The sequence below is a fragment of the Clostridium sp. genome (genome assembly GCF_016650035.1).
Lineage (GTDB): Bacteria > Bacillota > Clostridia > Clostridiales > Clostridiaceae > Clostridium_AD.
Window position 1 is genome coordinate 1 of record NZ_JAENWM010000004.1, and the last position, 23,360, is coordinate 23,360.

At 31.8% G+C, this 23,360-nt stretch carries 21 protein-coding genes, 6 pseudogenes and 1 riboswitch; of the genes and pseudogenes, 7 read left to right on the top strand and 20 right to left on the bottom strand.

Annotated elements, in window-relative coordinates:
• Positions 1-147: 147 nt before the first annotated feature.
• Positions 148-857 (top strand): annotated as a pseudogene (locus JJD95_RS01525) (Crp/Fnr family transcriptional regulator).
• A gap of 306 nt (positions 858-1,163) precedes the next feature.
• Positions 1,164-1,919 (top strand): DUF438 domain-containing protein, encoded by a 756-nt coding sequence (locus JJD95_RS01530; protein WP_291639633.1) that lies wholly within the window; start codon positions 1,164-1,166, stop codon positions 1,917-1,919.
• Positions 1,920-2,543: 624 nt separating this feature from the next.
• Here JJD95_RS01530 and JJD95_RS01535 read toward each other — a convergent pair.
• The 6 genes and pseudogenes from JJD95_RS01535 to JJD95_RS01560 all read right to left on the bottom strand — a co-directional run.
• Positions 2,544-2,666 (bottom strand): annotated as a pseudogene (locus JJD95_RS01535) (transposase); the annotation flags it as partial.
• 126 nt (positions 2,667-2,792) lie between these two features.
• A complete protein-coding gene (locus tag JJD95_RS01540) occupies positions 2,793-3,644 on the bottom strand; it encodes a DUF5009 domain-containing protein (protein ID WP_291639635.1) in 852 nt (283 codons plus the stop codon).
• A 50-nt stretch (positions 3,645-3,694) separates the two neighbouring features.
• Entirely contained in the window at positions 3,695-3,907 is a 213-nt protein-coding gene (locus JJD95_RS01545; protein WP_291639637.1) for a hypothetical protein, read from the bottom strand.
• 212 nt (positions 3,908-4,119) lie between these two features.
• The gene (locus tag JJD95_RS01550) at positions 4,120-4,539 is read right to left on the bottom strand and encodes an EAL domain-containing protein (RefSeq protein WP_291639639.1); all 420 of its coding nucleotides are present in this window, start codon (positions 4,537-4,539) and stop codon (positions 4,120-4,122) included.
• Positions 4,514-4,780 carry a diguanylate cyclase gene (locus tag JJD95_RS01555; RefSeq protein ID WP_291639641.1) on the bottom strand — a complete coding sequence of 89 codons (267 nt, stop codon included), beginning with the start codon at positions 4,778-4,780 and terminating at the stop codon, positions 4,514-4,516. Before JJD95_RS01555 ends, JJD95_RS01550 begins: the two co-directional genes overlap by 26 nt.
• Before the next feature lie 212 nt (positions 4,781-4,992).
• Complete coding sequence (locus JJD95_RS01560) at positions 4,993-5,115, bottom strand: hypothetical protein (protein WP_291639643.1); 123 nt, start codon at positions 5,113-5,115, stop codon at positions 4,993-4,995.
• 149 nt (positions 5,116-5,264) lie between these two features.
• Between JJD95_RS01560 and JJD95_RS01565 the strand changes: the two genes are divergently transcribed.
• Positions 5,265-5,720 carry a DUF4163 domain-containing protein gene (locus JJD95_RS01565; protein ID WP_291639644.1) on the top strand — a complete coding sequence of 152 codons (456 nt, stop codon included), beginning with the start codon at positions 5,265-5,267 and terminating at the stop codon, positions 5,718-5,720.
• Between the two features lie 14 nt (positions 5,721-5,734).
• On the opposite strand, the gene JJD95_RS01570 is transcribed toward JJD95_RS01565, so the two are convergent.
• The 3 genes and pseudogenes from JJD95_RS01570 to JJD95_RS20060 all read right to left on the bottom strand — a co-directional run bounded on the left by JJD95_RS01570 (position 5,735) and on the right by JJD95_RS20060 (position 10,309).
• The gene (locus JJD95_RS01570) at positions 5,735-8,614 is read right to left on the bottom strand and encodes a cell wall-binding repeat-containing protein (RefSeq protein ID WP_291639646.1); all 2,880 of its coding nucleotides are present in this window, start codon (positions 8,612-8,614) and stop codon (positions 5,735-5,737) included.
• Positions 8,615-8,681: 67 nt separating this feature from the next.
• On the bottom strand, positions 8,682-8,978 hold the full coding sequence (locus JJD95_RS01575; RefSeq protein ID WP_291639648.1) for an ABC transporter transmembrane domain-containing protein: 297 nt from the start codon (positions 8,976-8,978) through the stop codon (positions 8,682-8,684).
• Between the two features lie 71 nt (positions 8,979-9,049).
• Positions 9,050-10,309, bottom strand: a pseudogene (locus tag JJD95_RS20060) (ABC transporter ATP-binding protein).
• Between the two features lie 152 nt (positions 10,310-10,461).
• Here JJD95_RS20060 and JJD95_RS01590 point away from each other — a divergent pair.
• The 3 genes and pseudogenes from JJD95_RS01590 to JJD95_RS01600 form a co-directional block, all read left to right on the top strand.
• A pseudogene (locus JJD95_RS01590) lies at positions 10,462-10,860 on the top strand (response regulator); the annotation flags it as partial.
• Positions 10,861-10,999: 139 nt separating this feature from the next.
• Complete coding sequence (locus JJD95_RS01595) at positions 11,000-11,170, top strand: hypothetical protein (protein ID WP_291639817.1); 171 nt, start codon at positions 11,000-11,002, stop codon at positions 11,168-11,170.
• A gap of 265 nt (positions 11,171-11,435) precedes the next feature.
• Positions 11,436-12,263: an undecaprenyl-diphosphate phosphatase gene (locus tag JJD95_RS01600; RefSeq protein WP_291639654.1), complete on the top strand. Its 828-nt coding sequence runs from the start codon at positions 11,436-11,438 to the stop codon at positions 12,261-12,263.
• A 140-nt stretch (positions 12,264-12,403) separates the two neighbouring features.
• On the opposite strand, the gene JJD95_RS01605 is transcribed toward JJD95_RS01600, so the two are convergent.
• From JJD95_RS01605 to JJD95_RS01615, 3 genes are all read right to left on the bottom strand, one after another.
• Positions 12,404-12,652: a hypothetical protein gene (locus JJD95_RS01605; protein ID WP_291639656.1), complete on the bottom strand. Its 249-nt coding sequence runs from the start codon at positions 12,650-12,652 to the stop codon at positions 12,404-12,406.
• A gap of 5 nt (positions 12,653-12,657) precedes the next feature.
• Positions 12,658-12,999 carry a nitroreductase family protein gene (locus JJD95_RS01610; RefSeq protein ID WP_291639658.1) on the bottom strand — a complete coding sequence of 114 codons (342 nt, stop codon included), beginning with the start codon at positions 12,997-12,999 and terminating at the stop codon, positions 12,658-12,660.
• Between the two features lie 647 nt (positions 13,000-13,646).
• On the bottom strand, positions 13,647-13,784 hold the full coding sequence (locus tag JJD95_RS01615) for a hypothetical protein (protein ID WP_291639660.1): 138 nt from the start codon (positions 13,782-13,784) through the stop codon (positions 13,647-13,649).
• Between the two features lie 94 nt (positions 13,785-13,878).
• Here JJD95_RS01615 and JJD95_RS01620 point away from each other — a divergent pair.
• Positions 13,879-14,316, top strand: a pseudogene (locus JJD95_RS01620) (thioredoxin family protein); the annotation flags it as partial.
• Positions 14,317-14,392: 76 nt separating this feature from the next.
• Here the strand turns inward: JJD95_RS01620 and nth are convergent.
• From nth to JJD95_RS01660, 8 genes and pseudogenes are all read right to left on the bottom strand, one after another.
• A pseudogene (gene nth / locus JJD95_RS01625) lies at positions 14,393-15,070 on the bottom strand (endonuclease III).
• Positions 15,067-16,026: an L-threonine 3-dehydrogenase gene (locus JJD95_RS01630; RefSeq protein WP_291639663.1), complete on the bottom strand. Its 960-nt coding sequence runs from the start codon at positions 16,024-16,026 to the stop codon at positions 15,067-15,069. The pseudogene nth and the gene JJD95_RS01630 overlap by 4 nt, the downstream one beginning before the upstream one ends.
• Positions 16,027-16,083: 57 nt before the next feature.
• A complete protein-coding gene (locus JJD95_RS01635) occupies positions 16,084-17,277 on the bottom strand; it encodes a glycine C-acetyltransferase (RefSeq protein WP_291639665.1) in 1,194 nt (397 codons plus the stop codon).
• A 365-nt stretch (positions 17,278-17,642) separates the two neighbouring features.
• Positions 17,643-18,560: a cation diffusion facilitator family transporter gene (locus JJD95_RS01640; protein WP_291639667.1), complete on the bottom strand. Its 918-nt coding sequence runs from the start codon at positions 18,558-18,560 to the stop codon at positions 17,643-17,645.
• 67 nt (positions 18,561-18,627) lie between these two features.
• A riboswitch (NiCo riboswitch) is annotated at positions 18,628-18,721 on the bottom strand.
• Between the two features lie 151 nt (positions 18,722-18,872).
• Positions 18,873-20,654, bottom strand: a complete 1,782-nt coding sequence (locus tag JJD95_RS01645) for an ABC transporter ATP-binding protein (RefSeq protein ID WP_291639669.1) — start codon at positions 20,652-20,654, stop codon at positions 18,873-18,875.
• Between the two features lie 37 nt (positions 20,655-20,691).
• On the bottom strand, positions 20,692-21,501 hold the full coding sequence (locus tag JJD95_RS01650) for an energy-coupling factor transporter transmembrane protein EcfT (RefSeq protein WP_291639671.1): 810 nt from the start codon (positions 21,499-21,501) through the stop codon (positions 20,692-20,694).
• Positions 21,502-21,588: 87 nt separating this feature from the next.
• Entirely contained in the window at positions 21,589-22,167 is a 579-nt protein-coding gene (locus JJD95_RS01655) for a hypothetical protein (protein ID WP_291639673.1), read from the bottom strand.
• A gap of 56 nt (positions 22,168-22,223) precedes the next feature.
• A complete protein-coding gene (locus JJD95_RS01660; RefSeq protein ID WP_291639675.1) occupies positions 22,224-23,336 on the bottom strand; it encodes a uroporphyrinogen decarboxylase family protein in 1,113 nt (370 codons plus the stop codon).
• Positions 23,337-23,360: the final 24 nt, after the last annotated feature.

The following is a 23,360-nucleotide window of genomic DNA, read 5'->3' on the forward strand; positions in this document are numbered from 1 at the left end:
TTTAAATTGTTTATCGTGTTGTTTTCTCATGATTAAGTCCCTCCATCTATTATCTTTATTGTAATACTTATCAGGAACTTTCTCAATTTCTATTGTACTATTTCTATTCTAGCACCACTATGATATTAGATGGTAGGTGATATATATATGGAAAAGTGTAATTGTGAAAATTGTAATCATAGCCTATGCGCTAAGAAAGTACCGATATTTTCATTTCTATCTGATGATGAGCTTATAAAAATTATTGATATGACAGGACATAAAGTCTATAAAAAAGGTGATCTGTTATGTAGTCAAGGTGAAAAATCAGATACCCTATTCATTATTAATGAAGGTCAAGTTAAAATATCTAAATTAACAAAAGAAGGTAAGGAACAAATAGTTCATATCTTTACTGGTGGTGATTTTTTTGGAGAATTAAGCTTGTTTAGTAGTGATGAACTGTATAATTTTGATGCTTATGCTATATAAAATGTTAAGATATGTACATTAACTAAGCATGACATGGATAAAATTATCATGAGCAACCCAGAAATATCCTTAAAGTTATTACAAGTTATTTCAAAACGTCTAACTCAAACTGAAAATCTTGCACAAAATCTTGCTACTAATGATGCAGAAATAAGAATTGCATTTATGCTTTTAGAATTTGGTGAAAAGTATAGCGTAACCGTAAGTCAGGGCTTGCAAATCAACTTACCTATAAATAGAGAAGAGATGGCGAATTATGTTGGAGTCACAAGAGAAACCATAAGTAGAAAACTCAGCATATTTGAAGAACTTGGTATTATTAATCTTAAGGGTAACAAAGTACTGATTATAAAACAATAGATATGTTAAGATCATATGTAGAATAATACTTTCAAATCAACCTAAGGGCTTATATAAGCTTTTAGGTTGTTTTTTTTTAAAACTGTAACGTAAGTTACCGTCTTATAGTATAAAAACTAGTATTCTATTGTTAAAGAAGTTAATAATATAGATTAATATATACCTTTGCTAGAAGAGCATTAAGTAAGGCTGACATGGTCGACATAAATGTAAGTTGTTAAAAACTTGAATCCATAGCAACTGAAAATCACATTCTTATATATCCAAATTTATTAAAATTATGTCATGGAAACAAAATAACTAAAAATAGATTTAAAAAGGAGATTTTAAAGATGGATAACAAAAAAATAGAAAAATTAACCCAAGTTTTGCAAAAACTAAATCAGGATGGTGTAACTGAGGCTCTAAGAAAAGAAGCTTTAGACATTGTTTCAAATATAAGTCCTGTTGAACTTTCAATTGCAGAGCAAAATTTAATAGAAAAAGGAATGAAGCCTCAAGATTTAAGGCATCTTTGTGATATACACATGGAAGTCTTAAAAGACGAACTTGATAAAATAAAAACAAAGATTGAACCGGGTCATGTTGTGTATACCCTTATTGCTGAACACGATAAAATTCTTGAATTCTTGACACAACTTGAAGAAGTTAATTCTAAAATTCAAAAGGCCGAAAAATATATTGACAATTTAGAAGAAATTAAAGAATTAAAGACTATTATATTTAATATATTAGATGCAGAAAATCATCACCAAAGAGAAGAAAAGGTGTTGTTTACTGAGATGGAAAGCAGAGAAATTACTGGACCAACCCGAATTATGAGAATGGAGCATGAAGATTTAAAAACTAGGAAAGAATTTTTAAAAGCGGCAGCAGAAGAAGCATCTGAATTAAACTTCAATGAATTCAAAGAAAAAGTAGATGAATCAGCAAAATATATTATATTTAACATGAGAGACCACATATTTAAAGAAAACTATATACTATATCCTACAGCAATAGAATCTATTCAAGGAAAAGAAATATGGAATGATATGAAGAGAAGATGCGATGAGATAGGTTATTGTGGATTTACACTTAAATCATAATTTAATATTTGTCCGTTATATTGAGTTCCAAAATCAGATTTTGAAAAAGTAGAACAATAAGATAATTAAGTGAATTCGGAAACTAATTGATAATGTAAATATTTTCAAACAAAACAAAGATCATCGTGAATTTGCTCTAAATTGTTCATAAACTACTATTTAGAATATGAAAACCTTAAAAATGTGCATAGCAAAGCTAATTCATAAAATGTAATTATATAGGAAACAGGCACTGGATAATTTAATTAGGCTATATGTAGAAACGATTTTTCTAAAATAGAAAGAAAGTTAAACTTTAAAACTTTAATCATTGCATCCAAGTGCACATTAGTATAATGGACGGTAATCCACCAAGACCAACGTTTTTTACTACGAGAATGAGATTCTTCCATATTGTAATCATTAAGGATTCTTTTATTAATGCGTTCAGAAGCAGTTCGTTTATTCATCGCTTTCTTCCACTGTTCGCTACCACGAGGAATGGAAGTAAAAAGACGAACATCCCATTTGGGCTTTGTATACATGGTTCTGCCGTAGGCCCTTGGTGAACATTTATTTTTGCAAGAACAAGACTGAATTTCACCTTTAACATAAGGTCATCGCCACTTAATTCTGTGGTGAACTATTGGCTCTAACAGGATTTAAAAGTGCATATCTGCTTGTTTCTAACATTTGTTCATCGCTCTTAATTAATTCGCTAAAATACCTATCTTGAAATAAATGTCCTATATAATTATACTTTTTATTAATCTCTTATCACTTACATTTGTAATTTTTTTCTACCCTGGGTTCCTAGTGAGGACATGCTGGACTCACTTGCTAACATATAATAGCAATTACTACCTTGAAATTTGCAAAAAAAATATAGATTGATCATATTTTAATAAATTTATTGTTAGAATACATTTTATTTGCAATACATATCCAAATAATTAAGTATATTAATGAAAAGTAAAGAGAATCTAACCTAACACCGGCCCAAGGTGTTACGAACTTTGTGGTTAGCCATGCTGTCAAATTCAAGTTCAATTTCAAGCTGTCATCAATCACCTTTATTTTCCAAAAACTTTTTCTGATTAATTCTGTAATAATATAAACAAATATTGCATTAGTTCCTAATCCTCTAAATGGAGTAAGAATCCTGTCTTTCTTATAAATATCACAAATTATATATAATAAAGCTAGTCCTAATGACGTATATCCAACTACTACTAGTATATATGAGCTAGACCATAGATGTTTGTTGAAAGGGAATATTTTATTAAACTGGAATGCAATAATCATACATATTAATCCAAATAAGCTCATATATATTGGCTTAATATAATCATGTTTAGTTGTTAAATTAATTACATAACCCATTAAACATCCAAATATACCTGTAGCAACTGCACCTATGGTGCTGATTATACCTTCTGGCTCAAAATATTTATTATACATATGAACATTTAATAAATGTAAATCAACACTTTTCACTAAATTACTTTCTATACCAAATCCAAATGGTTTTAGTAGAAAATAATATCCTATCGTTATTAAAAAACCAATAATTGTCATCAAACTAATTATTGAAGCTTTCTTCTTTAGGTTGCATCTTATCGCTAAATAAATTAAAGAAACTATTAGATATACTATACCTAGTCTTTGTAAAACACCAAGTATTCTAATAGTTTTAAAGTTAAACAATGGAAATCCATTTAAAAATATTCCCAAAACCACTAACACAAAACTCTTTTTGATTACATTAAGCACTATATCCAATATTTTTTTTGAAATTATTTTTTTTCCATAACAATTGGAATCGTCATACACATTGTTAAAATAAAGATGGGAAATGCAAAATCAGCCACTGCAAGACCGTTCCATACAGGGTGCCTTAATTGCGTATATATTCTATTACTGTTTCCAGGATTATCTACAATAACCATTAACGCTACTGCGAATCCTCTTAAAATATCTATAGATTTTATTCTTTTATTTGCTTCCATAACATATTCACCTTCCTATATCCATTGCACTATATACAATAAAATATTTCTTCATTTATAGCTCCAAGTCATATTCTACTAATGCGCAAGATAATCCCCCTACCAATCTTCGAATTCACATTCACTTTTACACCTAATTCTTAACAAATCATACCATACAAAAGCTAATAATAATACAATTTTTTAGACATAATATACTTGCAATCACACTTTCAGAAAATTGTAATCAATTTAACTACATCTATGAAAGTATCCTTTAGCATATTCAAGGATGAGTACCCAGATCCAAAATCATCTATGGATAGTCTAAAGCCTATTTTGTGAAGCCTTCTGGTAATATCAAAAATAATATCTATATTGCAAGCAAATGCACTTTCGGTTAGTTCCAATTCTATGAGTCCGGGATTTATGCCATATTTTTCAATGATAGATTTTAAAGTTTCTATATATTCTGGGTTATGCAAATGAAGTCTTGACTGGTTTACAGATACAATAAGTGGACTTTTTCCCTCTGCTACCCGCTTCTTCTGCATTTTACATATTTCCTCAAAAACATACATATCAATTTTAGTTACAAATCCATTCTTTTCAAAAATAGGAATAAATTTATCTGGCACTATAATTCCTTTCATAGGGTGCTGCCTTTGTGATTTTCTCTATCCGACTTTCAATCTTATCTTTATTCTCATATTCAAGGACTATATTAAATTTATCTCCTGTAATACGTGCGAAAACTTCATCCTTGTTTAAATGTAGCGATAATACATTTGCTATATGTATTAAAAGTAAATCCCCTTGCTCATACCCAAAAATATCATTAATTAATTTAAAGTTGTCAATATCCATCATGATAAAAACATATTGACTGCTCACAACTATTTTTAGTATAATCCATGTGCTTCACCTCTAATATTTTTTATATTTTTAACATTAAACCTATTTTCGCCTCTGAATTTACACCACAGATGCCGCAAATAATTTTATCTGTAAACAAATATATACTGGAAGTCATAGTCTTAAAATAGAATATTGTTGTAACTATTCTACAAAATCATAAATCTTCCTCTTTATTCTTTAAAATATTCCTATATATACTTATATTTCCTCATCATTATATAAAAATCAATATCATTCTTAATAAAATTAATTACCATAAGCTGAAATAATCCATCATAAACATTTTTAATAAATGATCTAGTCTCTTTCATTTCGCAATCACTTTTTTGTTTACTTATACTTTATTATAAAAATAAATTAGGAAAAGCAAATAAATTCGTGGTAATAATGATATAACTAAAGAAGATAACCTGAACTTTTATTAAACCCAGTAACTATTACAGTTACTGGGTTTAATATTGTGGTAAACACACATAAAAATTCATGGGGGAAAATCACAGGCTTAACTGCTTGTCTTGTTATTATCTGTGTTGTTTTACTTAATGTTAATCCCGTCATTGCAGCTACAGTAGCTCATATACCAGGAATGAGCCGAATTGTAAAGGTATTAACATTCGGGAGACACGTAATAAATGACGGTGGGTGTCAAGCTGATGTAAAAATACCGAAGATCGAAGGTCTATTAGACCAAGAACTTCAAAATAAACTAAATAAAGATTTTAGAGATAATGCAAATGCCATTATTTTAGCTTTTGAAAGCGATATGAAGGAACTTAAAAATCAGTTCTCAGGAGAAAAAGTTAATTTAGGCATTGATACTGGATATATCGTAAAAACAGATAATGAAAGCATTCTTGCGATTGATGTTCATATGTTAAATACTGTCGGTTCATTATCTACGACACGTACATTATAAGATGAATGATTATTTTAGTTAGCCTGAAACAGCTCGCTTCCATCAGTTTTTAACTTAAGAATTTGTGAAGAACCACCAATAGTAACCGTATATACTCCATTGGCGTAGGTTAGTGTGGAGCTTCCGGGTGATTCATAATAAATCCACTCAGATACAATATTAAGAAATTTTGCAGATCCACTTACCAATTTTACAAGATCTGAGCCATCAGTTTTCATTCTATAAATCCCAAGCTTGTCATCCGGCTGTGAGTATGTGTAATTGCTAAAGTAGACATAGCCATTTGAAGCATTTAAGCCGTATAAAGCGTAATTGGAATCTGGAATTGTATAAAGTACTTCCTCACTGCTGCCGTCAACTTTAGCTTTCTTTATCTTTTGGTAAGTATCATCACTATAGTATATCCATCCATCTTCAATAGAAAAGAACCTTGGGCTGCTAGTTGATACCCTTTGGGCGGTGCTTCCATCTGTCTTTATACGATAAAGCCCAATGTTATTGTCTGCTTTGTTGAGTAAAGATAAATATACCCAATTTTCAATTACAACTATAGCTTGAGGCTCGATACAAACAAGAGAATTTTTAGTTTCAAAATCAATTTTTTTCTTACTTGTTCCATCGGTTTTTATTTTATATAAAAAATTCTCTTGTGATTCAGAAGCGCCTTTTTCCAAATAATAAATCCAATCATTAACCACAGCGATACCCATGGTTTGAGAATTAACTATAAGGGTTTTAGAGGAACCATCTTTTTTTATTTTGTATATGCCTTTACCCACCATGAAATCCGAATAGTAAATCCAATCTCCAATTGTATTGAGGGAACTGCATACTGATTCACTAATCTTTGACTTTGATGATCCATCCGGCTTGCTCTTGTATAGCTTGTACCCGTCACTTGAATTCAGGTAATAATTGTATTGTCCGTCGCTAACTACATTTCCCCCATTTGTCAGATTTCCAGAAGTGTTTCCATAAGTATAACTAATTGGTTGTTTTAGTGAAGTTACTATATCATTACTTATTACACCTTCTCCACCGAATACAATTATAGTTGTTATATTTTGTGTATATAGCAACTCTTTCTGCTCCGTTATATTCTTATTGTCCACGAGTAGCACACTACAATTCTTTCTTGCAGCGAGTACTGATCCACTTAAAGCATCTGGGAAATCTATTCCGGTAGCTACAGTTATAGTATCTGTAGTTAGATTAAAATACTCTATTATCTTCATTGAGGTTTCATATCTATCTTTTCCACCTAACCTAACTATAGTTATGTTAGCATTTAGGAGCTTAATTTGTGCTTCAATATTAGTGCTAAGCACTCCTGTTCCACCAATTATATAGACAGTTGTTGGTTGTATATTAGTTATATCACTACTAACGCTAGCTAATAAATTTTCTTTACCATTTAATAATATTGGATACCCCTTTATATCAGCTATACTTGATATACTAAGTGCATCTGCAAAGCTACTTCCTGTTGTGATAACAATACTTGTACCTTTAGGTACCTTTAGATAATCGACTATTCTTTGGTTTGTTTCATAACGATCCTTACCACCAAGTCTAATTATATTATAACCATTTATAGTTAGATAATCTGAAATCTCACTACTAACTGCACCAGTACCACCTAATATATAGATGTCTTTTTCTTTGCTTAAGTTTGTTGTAATATATTCTAATACCGTTTTGCTGTTACTAACAGTCTTATTAACTAATAAAAGTGGTGCATTATACTTATAAGCAAGCCCTGAACCAGCTAAGGCATCCGCAAAATTATTTGCTGTAGCTAGTACAATTGCATCTGGTGCTTTATCAGTATATTGTTCTTTCGCTATAGCTATAGAAGTTTCTATTCTATTAACTCCAGCTAATCTTTGTACGGTTGTTACTGGTATTTGAGTTGTCCACTTTGCGTAAAGTGTTGTGTCTACAGTTACTCTATCTGCTGTAAAGTTCCAGGCATTTATACACCCCGCTTCTTTATACCAGCCTCCAAATGTATAACCTGTCTTTGTTGGTCCTGCAGGTTTAGATACTTTTTCATTGTAATTAACAGATTGATTTACTACTATTTGTCCCCCGTTTGGAATAAAATTTACTATATATTTTTTTGAGATAATTTTTACATTAAATGTAGTTGTCTTATCATTAATCCTCATCGTTACTACTTGTCCGATAACTGGATCACTGCTATCAAACCCACTTATGGAAAGCATAGAATTAGCTATTATTCCTGTTGTTCCATCATTGTAATATCCCGTAACAACAAGTCCATTAAGATCTAAGCTCTCTCCTACTACATAATCTGTCTTTGTTGGCGGAGTTGTAACTTCTATGCCAATTTTCAATGTTATCTGCCCATACCAAGGATTTTTAAACCCTGTATTTCCACAAAGGTAGTAGAATTTCAAATTGGAAGAGCAACCGTAAAACACAAATTCACCTATAGTTGGAGCATTTCCTAAGAATTGAACTTCAACCAAATTTCCACAGCCATTAAACGCACTATTACCAATGTTGATTACACTACTTGGGATAGTTACGCTCTTTAAACTACTACCTGCAAATACATAATTGCCGATGCTGGTTACACTATTTGGTATGGTTATGCTCATCAGACTGGTGGAACCAGAAAAAGCACCGTCACCAATACTAGTAACGGTATAATCAAACACGCCATTGTTAATTATATTGGGAACTGTTAAGTTACTTCCTGAACCTGTATAATCAGTAATCGATGCTGTGATACCTGAAACACTATATTCATAACCATCAGATGTAACAGCAGCAGATGCTATTTGTGGTTGTATTATTGGTATTACTAGCAATATAAATGAAATAGCTATAATACATAATAATGACTTAAATATTGGTTTTTTCATTATTATCCCCCCTTGTTTTTATGTACTATAATTTTAACTTTTTGTAAACAAACTATCAACAATCAAATTATGGTATAAATTTTATACATATAAAATTTCCTATTTGTGCCTTCAGCATTCTCTTTTGAAAAATTCGAGTAATGGCATAAATAATAGGCAGTAGTAGGAAAGTAATAATTCCAAGCCTTGCACTGAATATCCAGATAGAAACAACAATTCCTATAACTTTTAAGCAGTCTATCATCATTCCGATAATACCACCTGTAAACATGGAACTTATTGCATCCACATCATTAGTAAACCTTGAAACAATTGTGCCTGTATCATTTGAGGAGGAATTAAGCTTGCTATAACAACACCACAAACAGCAAAACTAGTATTACATCAATTCTTATATTTTTTTTAATCACGCGAGTAATTGAGTTTTTTACTAGACTACTGCTCATAACTATCTCCCCCCGTAGATTGTAGATTTATTATTGTTCTATAAACTTCAGAACTTTTCAGCGGCTCATCATGTGTACCATAATCTACTGTTTTATCATTGTTCAGACACACAATGTGGTCCACTTCCTTAAAAATAGTTAAGCGGTGTGAAATTAATATAATCAAGCTATCTTTATAATTATTTTTAAGATTTTTAATGATTTCTTCTTCTGTTTTCATATCAACTGCAGAGAATGGATCATCTAAAACCATAATTTTATTTTTCTTTAAAAGGGTTCTTGCCAGAGATATCCTTGCCTGTTGACCCTCACTCAATTTCATTCCGTTGTTACCGACAAGTGTATTTTCGCCAAGAGGCATTGCTTCTAAATCAGTATAGAAACAAACATCCTTTAAAACAGAAGTAATGTCCTCATCACTCCCAAGTGTAATATTTTTATAAATGCTATCAGAAAGCAATTGAGGCTTATGACCTAGGTAAGAAATCATCTAGCTTCTGTCATATTCAGAGTAGTCCTTAATCTCCTTACCATCTATCTTAATACTACCTATATAAGGATAAAATCCAAGAAAACATAATCCAAGTGTAGATTTTCCAGAGGCAATAGAACCGGTTACCCCTATTATTTCCTCTTGCCTTCCCTTAAAACTTATATTTTCAATTATATTCTCTTTGCCGTTAGGGTAGGAAAAGCTAAGATTCTCTACTGAAAGTATTGCACTATCCTTAATGTCCAGGGAAGTGGTAACTTTGCTTTGGTATTCCGTAAAATAAGGTTTAATACGTTTCCAGGATATCTGTGATTTTTGCATAGAATTAAATAACTTTGCTGCCTTAGTTGCCATAGCAGCAAACATAATTAGATAGGTAGAAAGATTACCTACAGTCCAATCACCATTAATAACCTTTGTCCCTCCAAGGTAAATTACTATAATTATTCCAAGCATTGCAATAACATTATAAATTGGTTGCATTGAATTTTCTAGAATGTTCGCTTTAATTACTTTGTTTTGTAAGTCTTCTAATTCAAAATTATAACTTGCTATATTTTGATCTTCCATCCCAGTTGATCTATAGATCATGGCATTTTCAATAGCATCATAGGTAATATCCGTCACATAACTACTTTTTATGCGATAGGCAATGGTGTACTTGTAAATAATACTTTTTAATTTTTCAGCAAGCACCATGGCAACAGGAATAAAAGCACAGGAGAGAATAGTTATTTTAACATCATAAAACAGCATTGATATAAAATAAGCCTCATGGTAGCGCTTGTACTATTAGCAAAGCGCCTTATGTAGAAACGCTTAAAGTAGCGCATCAATTGAATTATTGCTATAAGAGCAACAAAAGTAGAGACCAGTATTACTACCGAGGATAGTTTATAACCGCCAATAATGGAATAGAAGTTTGTAGAAGAATACGACAATCATCTGGAGTACCTATTATTACGCTTACTGCCAAAAGTGATATATCGGACAAAGTTTTAGGACTAGATGTAGGTGCAAATGATTATCTTACGAAACCATTTGCAATAGAGGAACTCTTAGCAATGATAAGGGTGTATGAAAGAAATAAATCCATAAGTAATAAGTCAGATGAAATTAAGGTAAAGGATATTGTGCTTTCAAGGGAGCATTTAATTGAAATAGTATGGTGTTATGACTATACTGGGGATACCAATATAGTCGATGTATTTATAAGGCATTTGCGAATTAAAATTGAAGAACCTTTTGATACAATAATTAAGGCCGTCGACAATATTAGTATTAATAATTTAAAGAAAAAAAATTGAAGTTACTGGTCCTGATGATGAGCTCAAAAGATTAGGTAATACTTTTAACAATAGAATAGATAGACTTCAGGGGGCTTTTGACAGACAAATTCAGTTTGTATCCGATGCTTCACATGAACTTAGAACTCCTATTGCAGTTATACAAGGGTATGCAAACCTACTTGATAGATGGGGAAAAGATGATAGAGAAGCCCTTGAAAAATCTATTTATGCTATTAAGCTCGAAACTAGTAATATGGTAAAATTAGTTGAAAATTTATTGTTTATAGCAAAAGGTGATCAGGACTTGGATTATCTATCGCTAAATTAATTGTGGATATACATAAAGTAAGCATAAATGTAGAAAGTCAAGAAGGTATTGGCACAAAAATAATTGTTATATTGAACACCTAGATCTCAGAATTGTCTGTTTTCTAGGTGTTTTTTTATAAAATCATCTAATTTTTAAGCGAATCCTAAGACTATTTTAATCTATTTTTAATATTACAAATATATAATATGATTATTGGAAAGTATATAAAAAGTTTTTTTGAAATTTTCAATTCATTGAATATCGTATAAGGGGTGTATATTACATGGATTTAAACATTATATTTGTATTAAAAGCTATAATAATATCTATAGTAGAAGGGATAACAGAATTTATTCCCATTTCCTCTACTGGTCATATGATTATTGTAGGAGATATTATCAATTTTAAAGGGGGGTTTGCAACTAGTTTTGAGGTAGTCATTCAGTTAGGTGCTATTCTTGCAATTATAGTTTTATATTGGAATACGATATGGTCCTCAGTTGTGGAGTTCTTTCAGACGAAACCATCAGGAGTTAAATTCTGGACTAATATTATCGTTGCATTTATACCAGCGGCATTTTTCGGTTTTCTTCTAAATGATAAAATAGATGAATACCTTTTTAATTCAGGAACTGTTGCAGTAGGGTTAATAGTTGGTGGAATTCTAATGATTATTGTAGAAAATAAATTTAGGAATAAGTACACAACTGATAGTATAGAAAAAATAAATATTAAACAATCATTTAAAATTGGTTTTTTCCAATGCCTTGCATTATGGCCAGGTATGTCTAGGTCCGCTTCAACAATAATGGGAGGTTGGATTTGTGGTGTTTCTACAGTTGCTGCAACTGAGTTTTCATTTTTCCTCGCTATACCAACTATGCTTGGAGCTACAACATTAACTTTATTAAAAACGGGTATGAGTTTTACTGGGGGAGAAATTATTACTTTAGTTATTGGATTCATTGTAGCTTTTTTAGTTGCATTGGTAGTAGTAGAAAAATTTGTTACTTATTTAAAGAAAAAGCCTATGAAAATTTTCGCTATTTATAGAATAATAGTAGGTTTAACCTTGCTATTATTAATTCAAATAGGTACTATTTCATTATAAATAATAAAAAAACATCTAATATTATAGGTAAGTTACCTCTAATGGATTTCTATTCACTAACTTCTTATTGCTATACTTAGGATATCCAACCATAACAGCAGCTGTTATGGTTTTTCCGTCTGGAATATTAAACAATTTAATCAGTGGTGAATCCTTAGTGATGCACAACACTCAAAATATCCAGCCCAACAAGTTCCAAGTCCTAGTGAAGGCGCAAATAATTCTAGATAAGTTAAAGAAGAAATAGAATTACCCCTTCCACCTAAAAAATCTTTGTCCCGAGTAGTCATAATTAAGTTTGGGGCACCACGTAAAATCGGGTCAATTCCGGTTTCTCTATACACACTAATTAACCCTTTGAATGCGTTATTTGGCGATTTTTCAAGCATTTCAATTATAAGTTCAACAGTTTTTTAACTAATTGAGTATCCTCAACTACCACATATGATACACCTTGACTATTACTTCCAGTAGGTGCTAACCTTGCAATATCAACTGATTTAGTTGATTTTTCTCGTGAAACAGACTTATCTTGATAATTTCTTATAGAACGACGTAACCTTAGAAAATGCTCTGCCTGCCCTGCATTTAATTTTGGAAACTCTTTCCCATCAACTTGCTTTGAAATCGGTGTTTTTTTATTATCTATAGCTCCAGTAGAGCATATAGCAATGCAATGTCCACAGGCAATGCAATTGGTGTTTGATACCTCTTCTGGAACATTTTCTCCCATCATTAGAACAAATGCTGGATATGACTTAATACATTTTTCTTCAGTTACTGTTATAAAATCCGTTTTTTTTAATCCCCTTGCTAAAATTTATTATTTCTAACGTTCTTATCCTTGTCTATGCATGAGTTTAGCATATTGTATTTAAAACACAAGTACGCACATTTCTATTTGTAAGCGTAAAATAGCTCAGGCCTTAGTTTAAGGTGTGGTCTATTTTACGCTTACGGTTTTCTCTATATTCTTTTTTTTCAATTCTTAGCTGATTACGACTCACACGTATTCTCCAACCACCATAAGGTTTTCGACTTCCATATTATAATACACTCTTGTGTGATATAATATGGAATTTTATTTGGGGTGTTTTTTCCTATCCCCCGAAAAACGGAGTAAGCAAAAACCCTAATTGGCAATCCATAATAAGAAAACAAGGTATTATTTACCACCCTATTATTGATTAATAAATTTATAGAATGTAGTTTTCTTTAAATCTAATATTTTCATAACATCAACACCACTTATATCACCATCTTGCATCATTTTATAATATCCTTCCCATAGCTTAGGATACCCTATAGGCTTACGTTCTTTGTACTTCCTTCTGTTACCGCAAAGTTATACCTTTCATTTGTCTGTCCTTTAAGTAGTCACGTTCAAGTTGTGCAACTGCTCCAAATACTGTGAGCATGAATAGCATATTCGCTACATTTAGTTGGTGCCTTTTTATCAGTAGTAGGGTTAATACTTCTAATTAAATTTTCTCTAGCTGCTTCAAATTGGTACAATACCATTATACTTGAAGTTTACGTAATTTTATACTTATCTTCAAATATGTAGTATACTTTAACTGATTTGCAATAATTATTAGCTTATTTAGAACTATCAAAGCTTAAATATGGTGATGTTCAATTTACTGCTTATAATTCTACTAATCTATCTTTAGTCACTAAACAATCTCTAAAAATTTTAAATTGTACTGTTAATGTAGCAGTCTTTTCTGAAGGATACTATCCTGATTGCATTGTTACCCTACCCTTCATTAAGATAATGGCAGCTGAAAACAATAACATAAACTTATTTTGTTTCCCCAAAGCTGAAAATGAATTTTTTTTAGAGGAATGCACTGGCGATGCCAGAATTCCGACTATTTTAACCTTCGATAGTGAAATGAATCCAAAGGGCGCTTACGTAGAGTTCCCGAAGAATATGTTAGATAAAATGGCTCCATTGAAAATTGAAGAAAAGAAAAACTTAATTAATGATTATAGGCAAGAAAAATATAACTGCATGATTGAAGAAGAACTCTTAGATATACTACTTTAAATCATCTTCAAAAAATAAACACCCCTAATATTTTAAAATATTAAGGGTGTTTATTTATTAATCCCCAAACTTTGAACTAAACACTAGCGGGTCTAGGCTTAATCTTCGGGGTTTTATTAAAATTGCTTTTACCATTTAAAAATTCACAATAAGGGGCTATAGGACACTCCTGGCAATTAGGTTTCCTAGCTTTACATATTTTTCGCCCATACCATATAATATAATGATTAGCATCACTCCATATTTTTTTAGGAATATTTTTCATAAGCTCCTATTCTACCTCTTCTACGTTTTTCCCTGCGGCAAACCCAATTCTTTTTGAAACTCTAAAAACGTGGGTATCTACAGCTATTGCAGGTATTCAGAAAGCATTAGATAGTACAACATTAGCGGTTTTTCTCTCTACACCGTTAAGCTCTGTTAATTCTTCCATAGTGCTAGGTACTTCTCCATTATGCTTTTCTAATATAAGTTTTGTAGCAGCTAAGATATTTTTACTCTTATTATTATAAAAACCACAACTTTTAATTTTTTCTCCTAGTTCCACCTGGGATAATATAATCATAGTTCCTGGCGTATTGTACTTCGTGTATAGCTCTTTTGTAACAATATTTACTCGCTCATCTGTGCATTGTGCTGATAGTATGGTAGAAACTAAAAGTTCGTAATGATTTGTAAAATCAAGTCCGCACTTCGCTCCAGCATATGTCTCATTAAGAATTTCTAGCACTGCTTTGATGTTTTTTTTATTCATTTAGTACCTATTCCTTTAGCCCTTAATTTTTGGAGCATATCAGTAGTCATTTTTGCTAAATCATATTTAGCATCAAAGCCCCACTCATCCTTAGCACACGTTGGATCAATTGAATTTGGCCATGAATCAGCAATTCCTTGTCTAGCTAGATCCACATCATATTCCATTTTAAATTCTGGTATATGTTTTTTTATTTCAGCGGCTATTTCTTCTGGTTCAAAACTCATAGCTGCTATATTAAATGCATTTCTATGGATTAATTTTGATCCATCATCTTCCATTAAATCAATTATTGCGTTTATTGCATCTGGCATATACATCATATCCATCTTAGTTCCTTTATCAATAAAGGAAGTGTAATTACCTGACTTTAATGCTTCATAATATATATCCACAGCATAATCAGTAGTTCCTCCACCTGGAAGAACTTCATAAGAAATTAACCCTGGAAAACGTACTCCTCTTGTGTCAACTCCAAACTTCTTAAAGTAATAATCACATAATAATTCTCCCGCAACTTTGTTTACACCATACATAGTTGTAGGCCTTTGTATTGTATCCTGAGGAGTATTATCTTTAGGAGTGGTTGGTCCAAATGCACCTATGGAACTTGGTGTAAAGAACGAAAGCTTAAGTTCTCTAGCAACTTCTAGAGCATTTACAAGCCCACCCATATTTATAGTCCAAGCAAGTAGTGGCTTTGTTTCAGCTGTTGCTGATAATAAAGCTGCTAAATGTATGAGAGTGTCTACTTTATGTTTTTTACAAAGAAAGAGCATAGTTTTATGATCAGTTACATCTAGTAGCTCAAAAGGCCCACTTGTAACTACTGGGCTCTCCTCTAGTTTCCTTAAATCTGTAGCTATTACATTGTCACTACCATAAACCTCTCTCATCTTCATTACTAGTTCTGAACCTATTTGTCCCAAGGCTCCTGTTACCAATATTTTTTTCATCCTATTCCCTCCATATATAATAAATGTCTTATAATTTTGAATAGCCCAATAACGTTTTTATTTTATTATTTGCATTTCTCTACCAACTTTTGCATAAATAGATAATGATTCATCTAACATTTCCTTTGTATGAGCTGCCGTAGGCATATTTCTTACTCTTCCAGTTCCTTTTCTAACAGTTGGGAATACTATTGATTTTGCATAAACGCCTTCTTCAAAAAGTCTTTTACTAAACTCTTGAGTTTTAACTTCGTCTCCTATTATACATGGAGTAATCGGAGTTTCACTGTTTCCAATATCAAACCCAAGTTCTTTTAGGCCCTTCTTCAAATAATTAGCATTATCCCAAAGTTTATCATTAAGCTCAGTACTTTCTGTAAGGATGTTAATAGCTTCAATAGCTGCACCTGCAGCTCCAGGAGTTAATGATGTTGAGAATAGGAACGGTCTTGCCCGAACCATAAGCCAATCAATTAAATCCTTTGTTCCAGCTACATATCCGCCTACAGCTCCAATTGCCTTTGATAATGTTCCAATTTGGAAATCTATTTTATCTGATAAATTAAAGTGATGTACTGTACCTACCCCACCCCCGAGTACTCCTGAACCATGCGCATCATCTACATATGTTATTAAGTCAAATTCTTCTGCTATCTTAACAATTTCCGGAAGTTTTGCTATGTCACCGTCCATAGAAAATACACCATCAGTAATTACCATGATTTTTTCATATAAACCTGATTCTACTGCTTCTTTTGCCTTATTTCTTAAATCTACCATATCAGAGTGCTCCACTCTTATAATTTTCGCACCTGATAATCTACATCCATCTATTATTGATGCATGATTTAGTGAATCCGAGAGAATTGCGTCTTTTTTGCTCATTACTGCTGAGATAGCACCCATATTACAATTGAATCCTGACTGGAATGCAATAGCTGCTTCAGTGTGTTTAAATTTGGCAAGTTTTTGTTCTAAGTCTGTGTGAATTTCCAAAGTACCATTAATTGTTCTAACAGCACCTGCACCTGCACCATATTTCTTAGTTGCGGAAGTGGTAGCTTCAATAAGTCTAGAATTAGTTGCAAGACCTAAATAATTATTTGAAGAAAGGTTTATTAATTTTTTATCTCCTATTGTAATAACAGGCCCATTTGAACTTTTTAAAACATTTATTTCATTATACAAACCTTTACTTTTTAAATCTTCTAAATTTTCTTTCAAGTATTTTCCTAGCATTTTACTTCCCATGGTAACATACCTCCAACCTTTTATTTTGTTAAAATAATAAATTTTCACCTTCGTTTTTTTAACAATTTCAGATTCTTAAATTCTAATAAAAAAACAAGATTTCAGCTTCCAAGCCAAAAACACTTTATACGGACCAGGATATAGCAGTAATGCTACAGGAAGTGGTTTTGAAAATGTGTATAGGGTTTGCAAGATAAAGTAGCTAACATAAACTTCCAGTTTATGTTAGGTCCTCAGAGATCATAGTAAAAATCGGAAGTTTTTACTTTCTATTTTTCATATTTATTATAGTAGTTGGATTAATTTTTACACAGTTTATTTATAAGATATGGCTAAACAGCCTTAGCCCAATGGAATTTAGAGCTTTAGCCGTTTAAATTAATTTCATTATTTTCACAGTCTAACTGTGTTATCTTCAAAGGATTAACATGGACCATACAATGTTTAACCCTATTGTTCAGACCTTCTATATTATTATGAACACTCTCCGCAATATCATGACCTTCATAAACCGATATATCTCTATTAACACTTATTTCTACATCTACATATAATCTATTAGCACTTACTCTAGTCTTTAGCTCATCTAAAGTTATAACACCATTTGTATTTTCAATTGATTTTTTTATGTCAATAATGATATTTGTATCAGCGCTATGATCAACTAATTGATTAACAGCTTGTTTATAAATATCTATGGCTACTTTGGTTATTAAAACACATATTAGTAATGCTGCAATTGGATCTAATATCGGATAACCCATTCTAGCTCCTGCAATTCCAACTACTGTTCCAATAGATGATAATGCATCGGATCTATGATGCCAAGCTTCTGCCATAAGAGCTGAACTTTCAATTTTTTTAGCACCTTTAACAGTATATCTATACATCCACTCTTTAACTATTATAGAAAGTATAGCTGCATACAACGCAATTTTTTCCGGAATTATGGTTGTTCCATTTACAATGCTCTTAATACCATTGAATCCAATTAGTAGTGCTGTAATTAACAATATTGTTGCCACTATCTTAGCTACAACAGGCTCCATTTTTTCATGACCATATGGATGATCTTCATCGGCAGGTTTTTTAGCTAAATTCAACCCCAATATTACAACTATTGAAGCTAGCACATCAGAAAGTGAGTGTATTCCATCAGCAATCATAGCTCCACTTCTACCTACAATACCTGCAAATAATTTAAATGTGGATAATAAAACATTTAAAACTATTGATACCTTAGATATTTTGATACCAATCTTACATCTTTCTTCACTATTCAATTAACACACCTCTGCTTTAAATTGATATTTAATTTATTTTTATACAAAGAAAACCCGTAGAACATTAAACTGTCCCACAGGTATATAATTCACCCTGTTGCAATTAAGGTCCAGCATCATGCACCTTTTTATAAGTTCACCAACTGCTTAGTTTGTACTGTAGGTATCAATGCGCTCAAAGAATATGGCGACATATTAACATATATAGTATTATATTTTAATGTTGTTTTTCTTTTTCAACGCTAAACTATTATTTTTTTGACAACTAATTTGATAATATTTCTTTTTTAATATTGCAGTAAAGTAATCGTCTTATATCACTGAGCTAATATATTTTGCATTGTCCTCATTAGAGTTGTTATTATTAACTACCTGTTTTTCAAAAATATCCCAATTTGGAATAAATGGCATAGAGACATCCTTTAACTCTGAACTCATTGAAGCAATTATTGTAGGCTTTAGCTTTAGGTCATCTAATTCGTTGTAATGATTTCCAAATATTTCATCAGGATTCCCATTAAGAACTACATTTCCATGATTTACAACTATTACTCTTGTAGCATACTTGGCTACAACTTCCATATCATGGGTTACCATAATAAGAGTTCCTCCAAAATTATAAATAATCTCCTGCATCAACTTCAACAAACTAGCAAGATTTTTTTCATCCAAACCTGTAGTGGGTTCATCGAGCATTATTATTTTCGGATTTGCAACTAACATTGTTGCTACAGCCAATCTTTGCCTTTGACCACGGCTTAGGGAGAATGGATGATCATTTTCTTTTGCTTTAAGTTCTACAATATCAAGGGCCTTATCTGCTTCCTTTCTAATTACATCCTCTGGTAAATTTTTATCTCTTAACCCAAACTCAATTTCTTCTCTGACAGTATTACAAAACAGCTGATTATCTGGGTTTTGGAATACATATCCAATATCTAATATTAATTTTGAAATATCAATATCTTTTGTATTTTTCCCATTTATAAATACATCGCCAGAGGTTGGTTTTAACAGCCCAAGTATGTTTTTCATTATAGTGGATTTTCCGGAGCCGTTATGTCCAACTATTCCGAAGAATTCACCCTTATAAATATCAAAATTGACATCAAATAATGTTTGTTTTTTTGCTTCAGGATAAGTAAAGTTTACATGTTTAATTTCTGCAACCTTTTCAGTGCTTTTAATTGTATAATCCTTATACTTTATATCAGGTATTATCAACGATCTATTAAGAATAGCTTTCCTTGTAAGTTTCTTTAGAGTTTCCTTTTTTATCGGATAACCATCCTTTGCAGATATAATTCCTTGTTCTATGAGATATTTACCAAGTCTTATATGATCCGGAATTCTGACACCAATTTTATCAAGAAGTAAAAATTGCTCATAGAATATCTGGTCTGGCTTGCCATTTAGTATTATTTCTCCGTCATGCATTACAATGACTCTGTCTGCAAATTCCAATAAATCCGTTAAATCATGTTCAATTACTATAAATGTAACATCGACTTCATTTTTAAGTTCCTGGAGTATATCCATTACCTCTTGCTTACTTATAGGATCCAAATCCGTTGTAGGGTCATCTAGAATTATAATTGAAGGAAGCATAGCCAGATTACTGGCTATGGACACCTTTTGTTTTTGTCCTCCTGAAAGAGAAAATGTTAGATGTCTGCTGATATCCTCTATTCTAAGCTTCTTTAACGCATATTTAACCCTTTTAACAATCTCATCTCGTTTATAGCCCTGACATTCAACTCCAAATGCAACTTCATCATCCACTCTAATGGAGAATATCTGATCCTCCGGATTTTGAAATACCATGCCTATTTCCGATGAAATCTCATGCATTTTTACATCCTGAGTGTTTTTTCCGTTAACTATTACATCGCCTTCTATATTGCCATTCGCAAGATGAGGTATAATTCCATTTAGGCACTTTGCAAGAGTAGTTTTCCCACTTCCACTCGAACCACACATCAATACAAATTCACCTTTGTTTATTTCAAAATTCAGATTATTTATAGCTTTTTTCTTCGCTAACGGATAGGTAAAACTAAGATTTTTAATATCTAATACTTTTTTAACTTCCATGTAATATCCCCCCAATTTGAAACGATTAATCATTATCTTATGGTACTACTAATGTGTTTATACCTAAACCTAGACCGTATCTTATATAGATTGATGCAACAATTAGAATAATTGTTACTACCAAAACTGTATAATCTATTTTATCTAATTTGAAAACCTGGTAATAATCTTTCCATGCTCTTTTACCAAATCCTTTGCTTTCAATTGCAAGTCCCATAGTTCTGCTCCTTCTGAGGGAGTTTATCATTAGAGGAAATGCTGCCATCTTAAAGGCTCTGAAGCTCCCTTTGAATCCCTTTTTATCTATTCCTCTGATTGTTTGGGCGGTTGAGATATTAGACATTTCCTCAGCAATCATCGGGAACATTCTTAAAGCTGCAAGCATCATAAAAGCCACTGTAAGAGGCATTTTCATTTTCATCATAGCCTTTGCAAGCTCAGCGGGGTCAGTAGTACATATTAATATCAAAACAACCAGAGATGGTAATGCAGATCTAAAACCAAGAGTTAAGCCTGAAATAAATCCAATATCAGTGGCTATCAGTGGACCTAACTTAAAAAGTATTTTTTGACCAGGAATATTATAGTTATAGAAGGTAGCAAAAACAACTGCTGTGATACTAAAAACTAAAATTGCAATTAATAAGGGCAGTATAGACTTTATGTCTATACTGGCACTTATCCAAATAGGAGTAAGTATTAAAGCAATTGCAAGCAAGTACCTAATATCAGTAAATAAAAGTGGGATCATAACAAAAGATATTATAAATATCAATTTAACCCTTGGGTCCATTCTATGAATCCATTTATCTTTCTCATAATTTGATGCAAAATTCATTGTATTCATAAGTTACCTCCAAATATATTTAAACAATTATTTTATATATCAAATAAATACTAAGGTGAGTTTTTAATATTTATTTTTTACTTAGATTTAATTAATAAGTGTGCTAATCTTTTTACCTATACCCAACCCCATCATAGTTCCAATTACCATACATACTACTCCTACTGCAAATGCAGCCATAACTAATGGCATTACAACAGGAATCATAAATACGTATATTATCATAACAAAATTAAATACAAAGTATAAAACGTTATATATAACTGAATAGACAATCATATCAATAGTGCTGGTAAATATATCATCGGGATTGCTGAATGCCTTGCATCTAATAGCTAAATAAATTTCGGGTAATAGCGGAAGCAATACTATACATGCAAAGTAATGAGGTACTTCACCCTGCAGGAAGAAGTTAATGCAGACCCAGCCTATTGTAAAAAACACACCTGCATATTTTTTTCTAGTAACCACTAGACAAGAAACCAAACAGAATGAACTAAATAACATCATAAACGAGTGGTTAAATGGGAATACAACCCCAAATGTCTTAAATACTAAAAATAGAATTCTAATTAATGCAGCAAAAACAACGACTGTTATTAAGTCAACAGCACTAAATGCTTTCCCCATTTTAACTCTGGTTTGATTTTTATTTGTTTGTTGCATTTTAAATCCCTCCATTTATTTATTTTAACTCACCTTATTATTTACTTTTTCATTTATTAGATATTTATTGTTGATTCAGAGTGACTATCCCCTACTGTTAAGGCATCATAGCAATTCCCATCTATTTCTTTTGAAGCAATTACATAATCCGATTTCGAGTAATTATCTGCAGCCCTTCTTACAGCGTAAAGGTTTTCATCTGCTGTCTTTGGGTCACATACACAGCCCGGTCCTATTATTAGGCCTTTTCCATCTACCATCTTAATTGCTTCAGTAACGTGTTTTTCAATCTGCTCTGGATTACTGTCCAACAGTATGCTGTTGTAATGAAGTACTCCGTCAACAAAATAAGGAACTTCCTTGATTCCACCTAAAAAGCATTTACCGGTCAGCTGTCTTGCTTGTGCAAAGTCAGGTTTTGCATATCTGTCATGCCAATTAAGACAAGTACCGGGATAATTTTTTATTGTATTAAACATAATATTATCACCATGTATATGCATTGTATTAAAGTATGTCCTATCCTTATAGGAATCAATTACCTTAAGGTCATAATACTCACAAAAGTTTTTATATGAAATATCATCCATTAAATCATAACTCGCAGTCTGTGTGGCTAAGAAAAATCCGTCCACACCTGCATTTATATTTTCTTTAATGAAGTTTTTAGTTGTCTGAGCTATTACTTCCAAAGCAGAACTTAATATTTTCGGATTTTCTTTCATATCATTAAATATTCTATCTCCTGCAAGCTTTCTTGCTGTGCTAAAGGGACTGAATATAGTCTGTATTATAGGGGTATGTTTTTTTCTTAGTTTGGACACCTTTTGAGCCAACTGAAGCTGTTTCCCCCATGTTCCATACACAGCAGGCAATACTTCTAAATTATTCCAATCATTTATTGATTTAATAGGCCTATCCTCAACTATTGGTTCCTTGTACTTGTCACAATATATCTTTATTTTTGCACCCCAATCCTGAATTGAATAGGTTCCGAATGGCATTAACTTTATAAAATCAAAATCGTACCTTTCATTAAATGCCACCTGAGCTTCTGCTAAAGCCGTGGTATCTTGATCAACTTCAGAAAAATGCATCCATACACTGGCTGGAATTCTGTCAACTTCCTCAGAATTTAAAGCAGCTCTTATTCGTTCTTCTCTGTTCATGATATATATCCTCCTTCTATACTA

Excerpts from the sequence above, each read along its gene's own strand:
- JJD95_RS01660 (WP_291639675.1), bottom strand. The coding sequence starts at position 23,336 with ATGAACAGAGAAGAACGAATAAGAGCTGCTTTAAATTCTGAGGAAGTT.
- JJD95_RS01570 (WP_291639646.1), bottom strand. The coding sequence starts at position 8,614 with ATGAAAAAACCAATATTTAAGTCATTATTATGTATTATAGCTATTTCA.
- JJD95_RS01650 (WP_291639671.1), bottom strand. The coding sequence starts at position 21,501 with ATGAATACAATGAATTTTGCATCAAATTATGAGAAAGATAAATGGATT.
- JJD95_RS01655 (WP_291639673.1), bottom strand. The coding sequence starts at position 22,167 with ATGCAACAAACAAATAAAAATCAAACCAGAGTTAAAATGGGGAAAGCA.
- JJD95_RS01530 (WP_291639633.1), top strand. The coding sequence starts at position 1,164 with ATGGATAACAAAAAAATAGAAAAATTAACCCAAGTTTTGCAAAAACTA.
- JJD95_RS01635 (WP_291639665.1), bottom strand. The coding sequence starts at position 17,277 with ATGGGAAGTAAAATGCTAGGAAAATACTTGAAAGAAAATTTAGAAGAT.
- JJD95_RS01615 (WP_291639660.1), bottom strand. The coding sequence starts at position 13,784 with ATGGTATTGTACCAATTTGAAGCAGCTAGAGAAAATTTAATTAGAAGT.
- JJD95_RS01545 (WP_291639637.1), bottom strand. The coding sequence starts at position 3,907 with ATGGAAGCAAATAAAAGAATAAAATCTATAGATATTTTAAGAGGATTC.
- JJD95_RS01600 (WP_291639654.1), top strand. The coding sequence starts at position 11,436 with ATGGATTTAAACATTATATTTGTATTAAAAGCTATAATAATATCTATA.
- JJD95_RS01630 (WP_291639663.1), bottom strand. The coding sequence starts at position 16,026 with ATGAAAAAAATATTGGTAACAGGAGCCTTGGGACAAATAGGTTCAGAA.
- JJD95_RS01610 (WP_291639658.1), bottom strand. The coding sequence starts at position 12,999 with ATGATGGGAGAAAATGTTCCAGAAGAGGTATCAAACACCAATTGCATT.
- JJD95_RS01645 (WP_291639669.1), bottom strand. The coding sequence starts at position 20,654 with ATGGAAGTTAAAAAAGTATTAGATATTAAAAATCTTAGTTTTACCTAT.
- JJD95_RS01560 (WP_291639643.1), bottom strand. The coding sequence starts at position 5,115 with ATGAAAGAGACTAGATCATTTATTAAAAATGTTTATGATGGATTATTT.
- JJD95_RS01550 (WP_291639639.1), bottom strand. The coding sequence starts at position 4,539 with ATGAAAGGAATTATAGTGCCAGATAAATTTATTCCTATTTTTGAAAAG.
- JJD95_RS01605 (WP_291639656.1), bottom strand. The coding sequence starts at position 12,652 with ATGCTTGAAAAATCGCCAAATAACGCATTCAAAGGGTTAATTAGTGTG.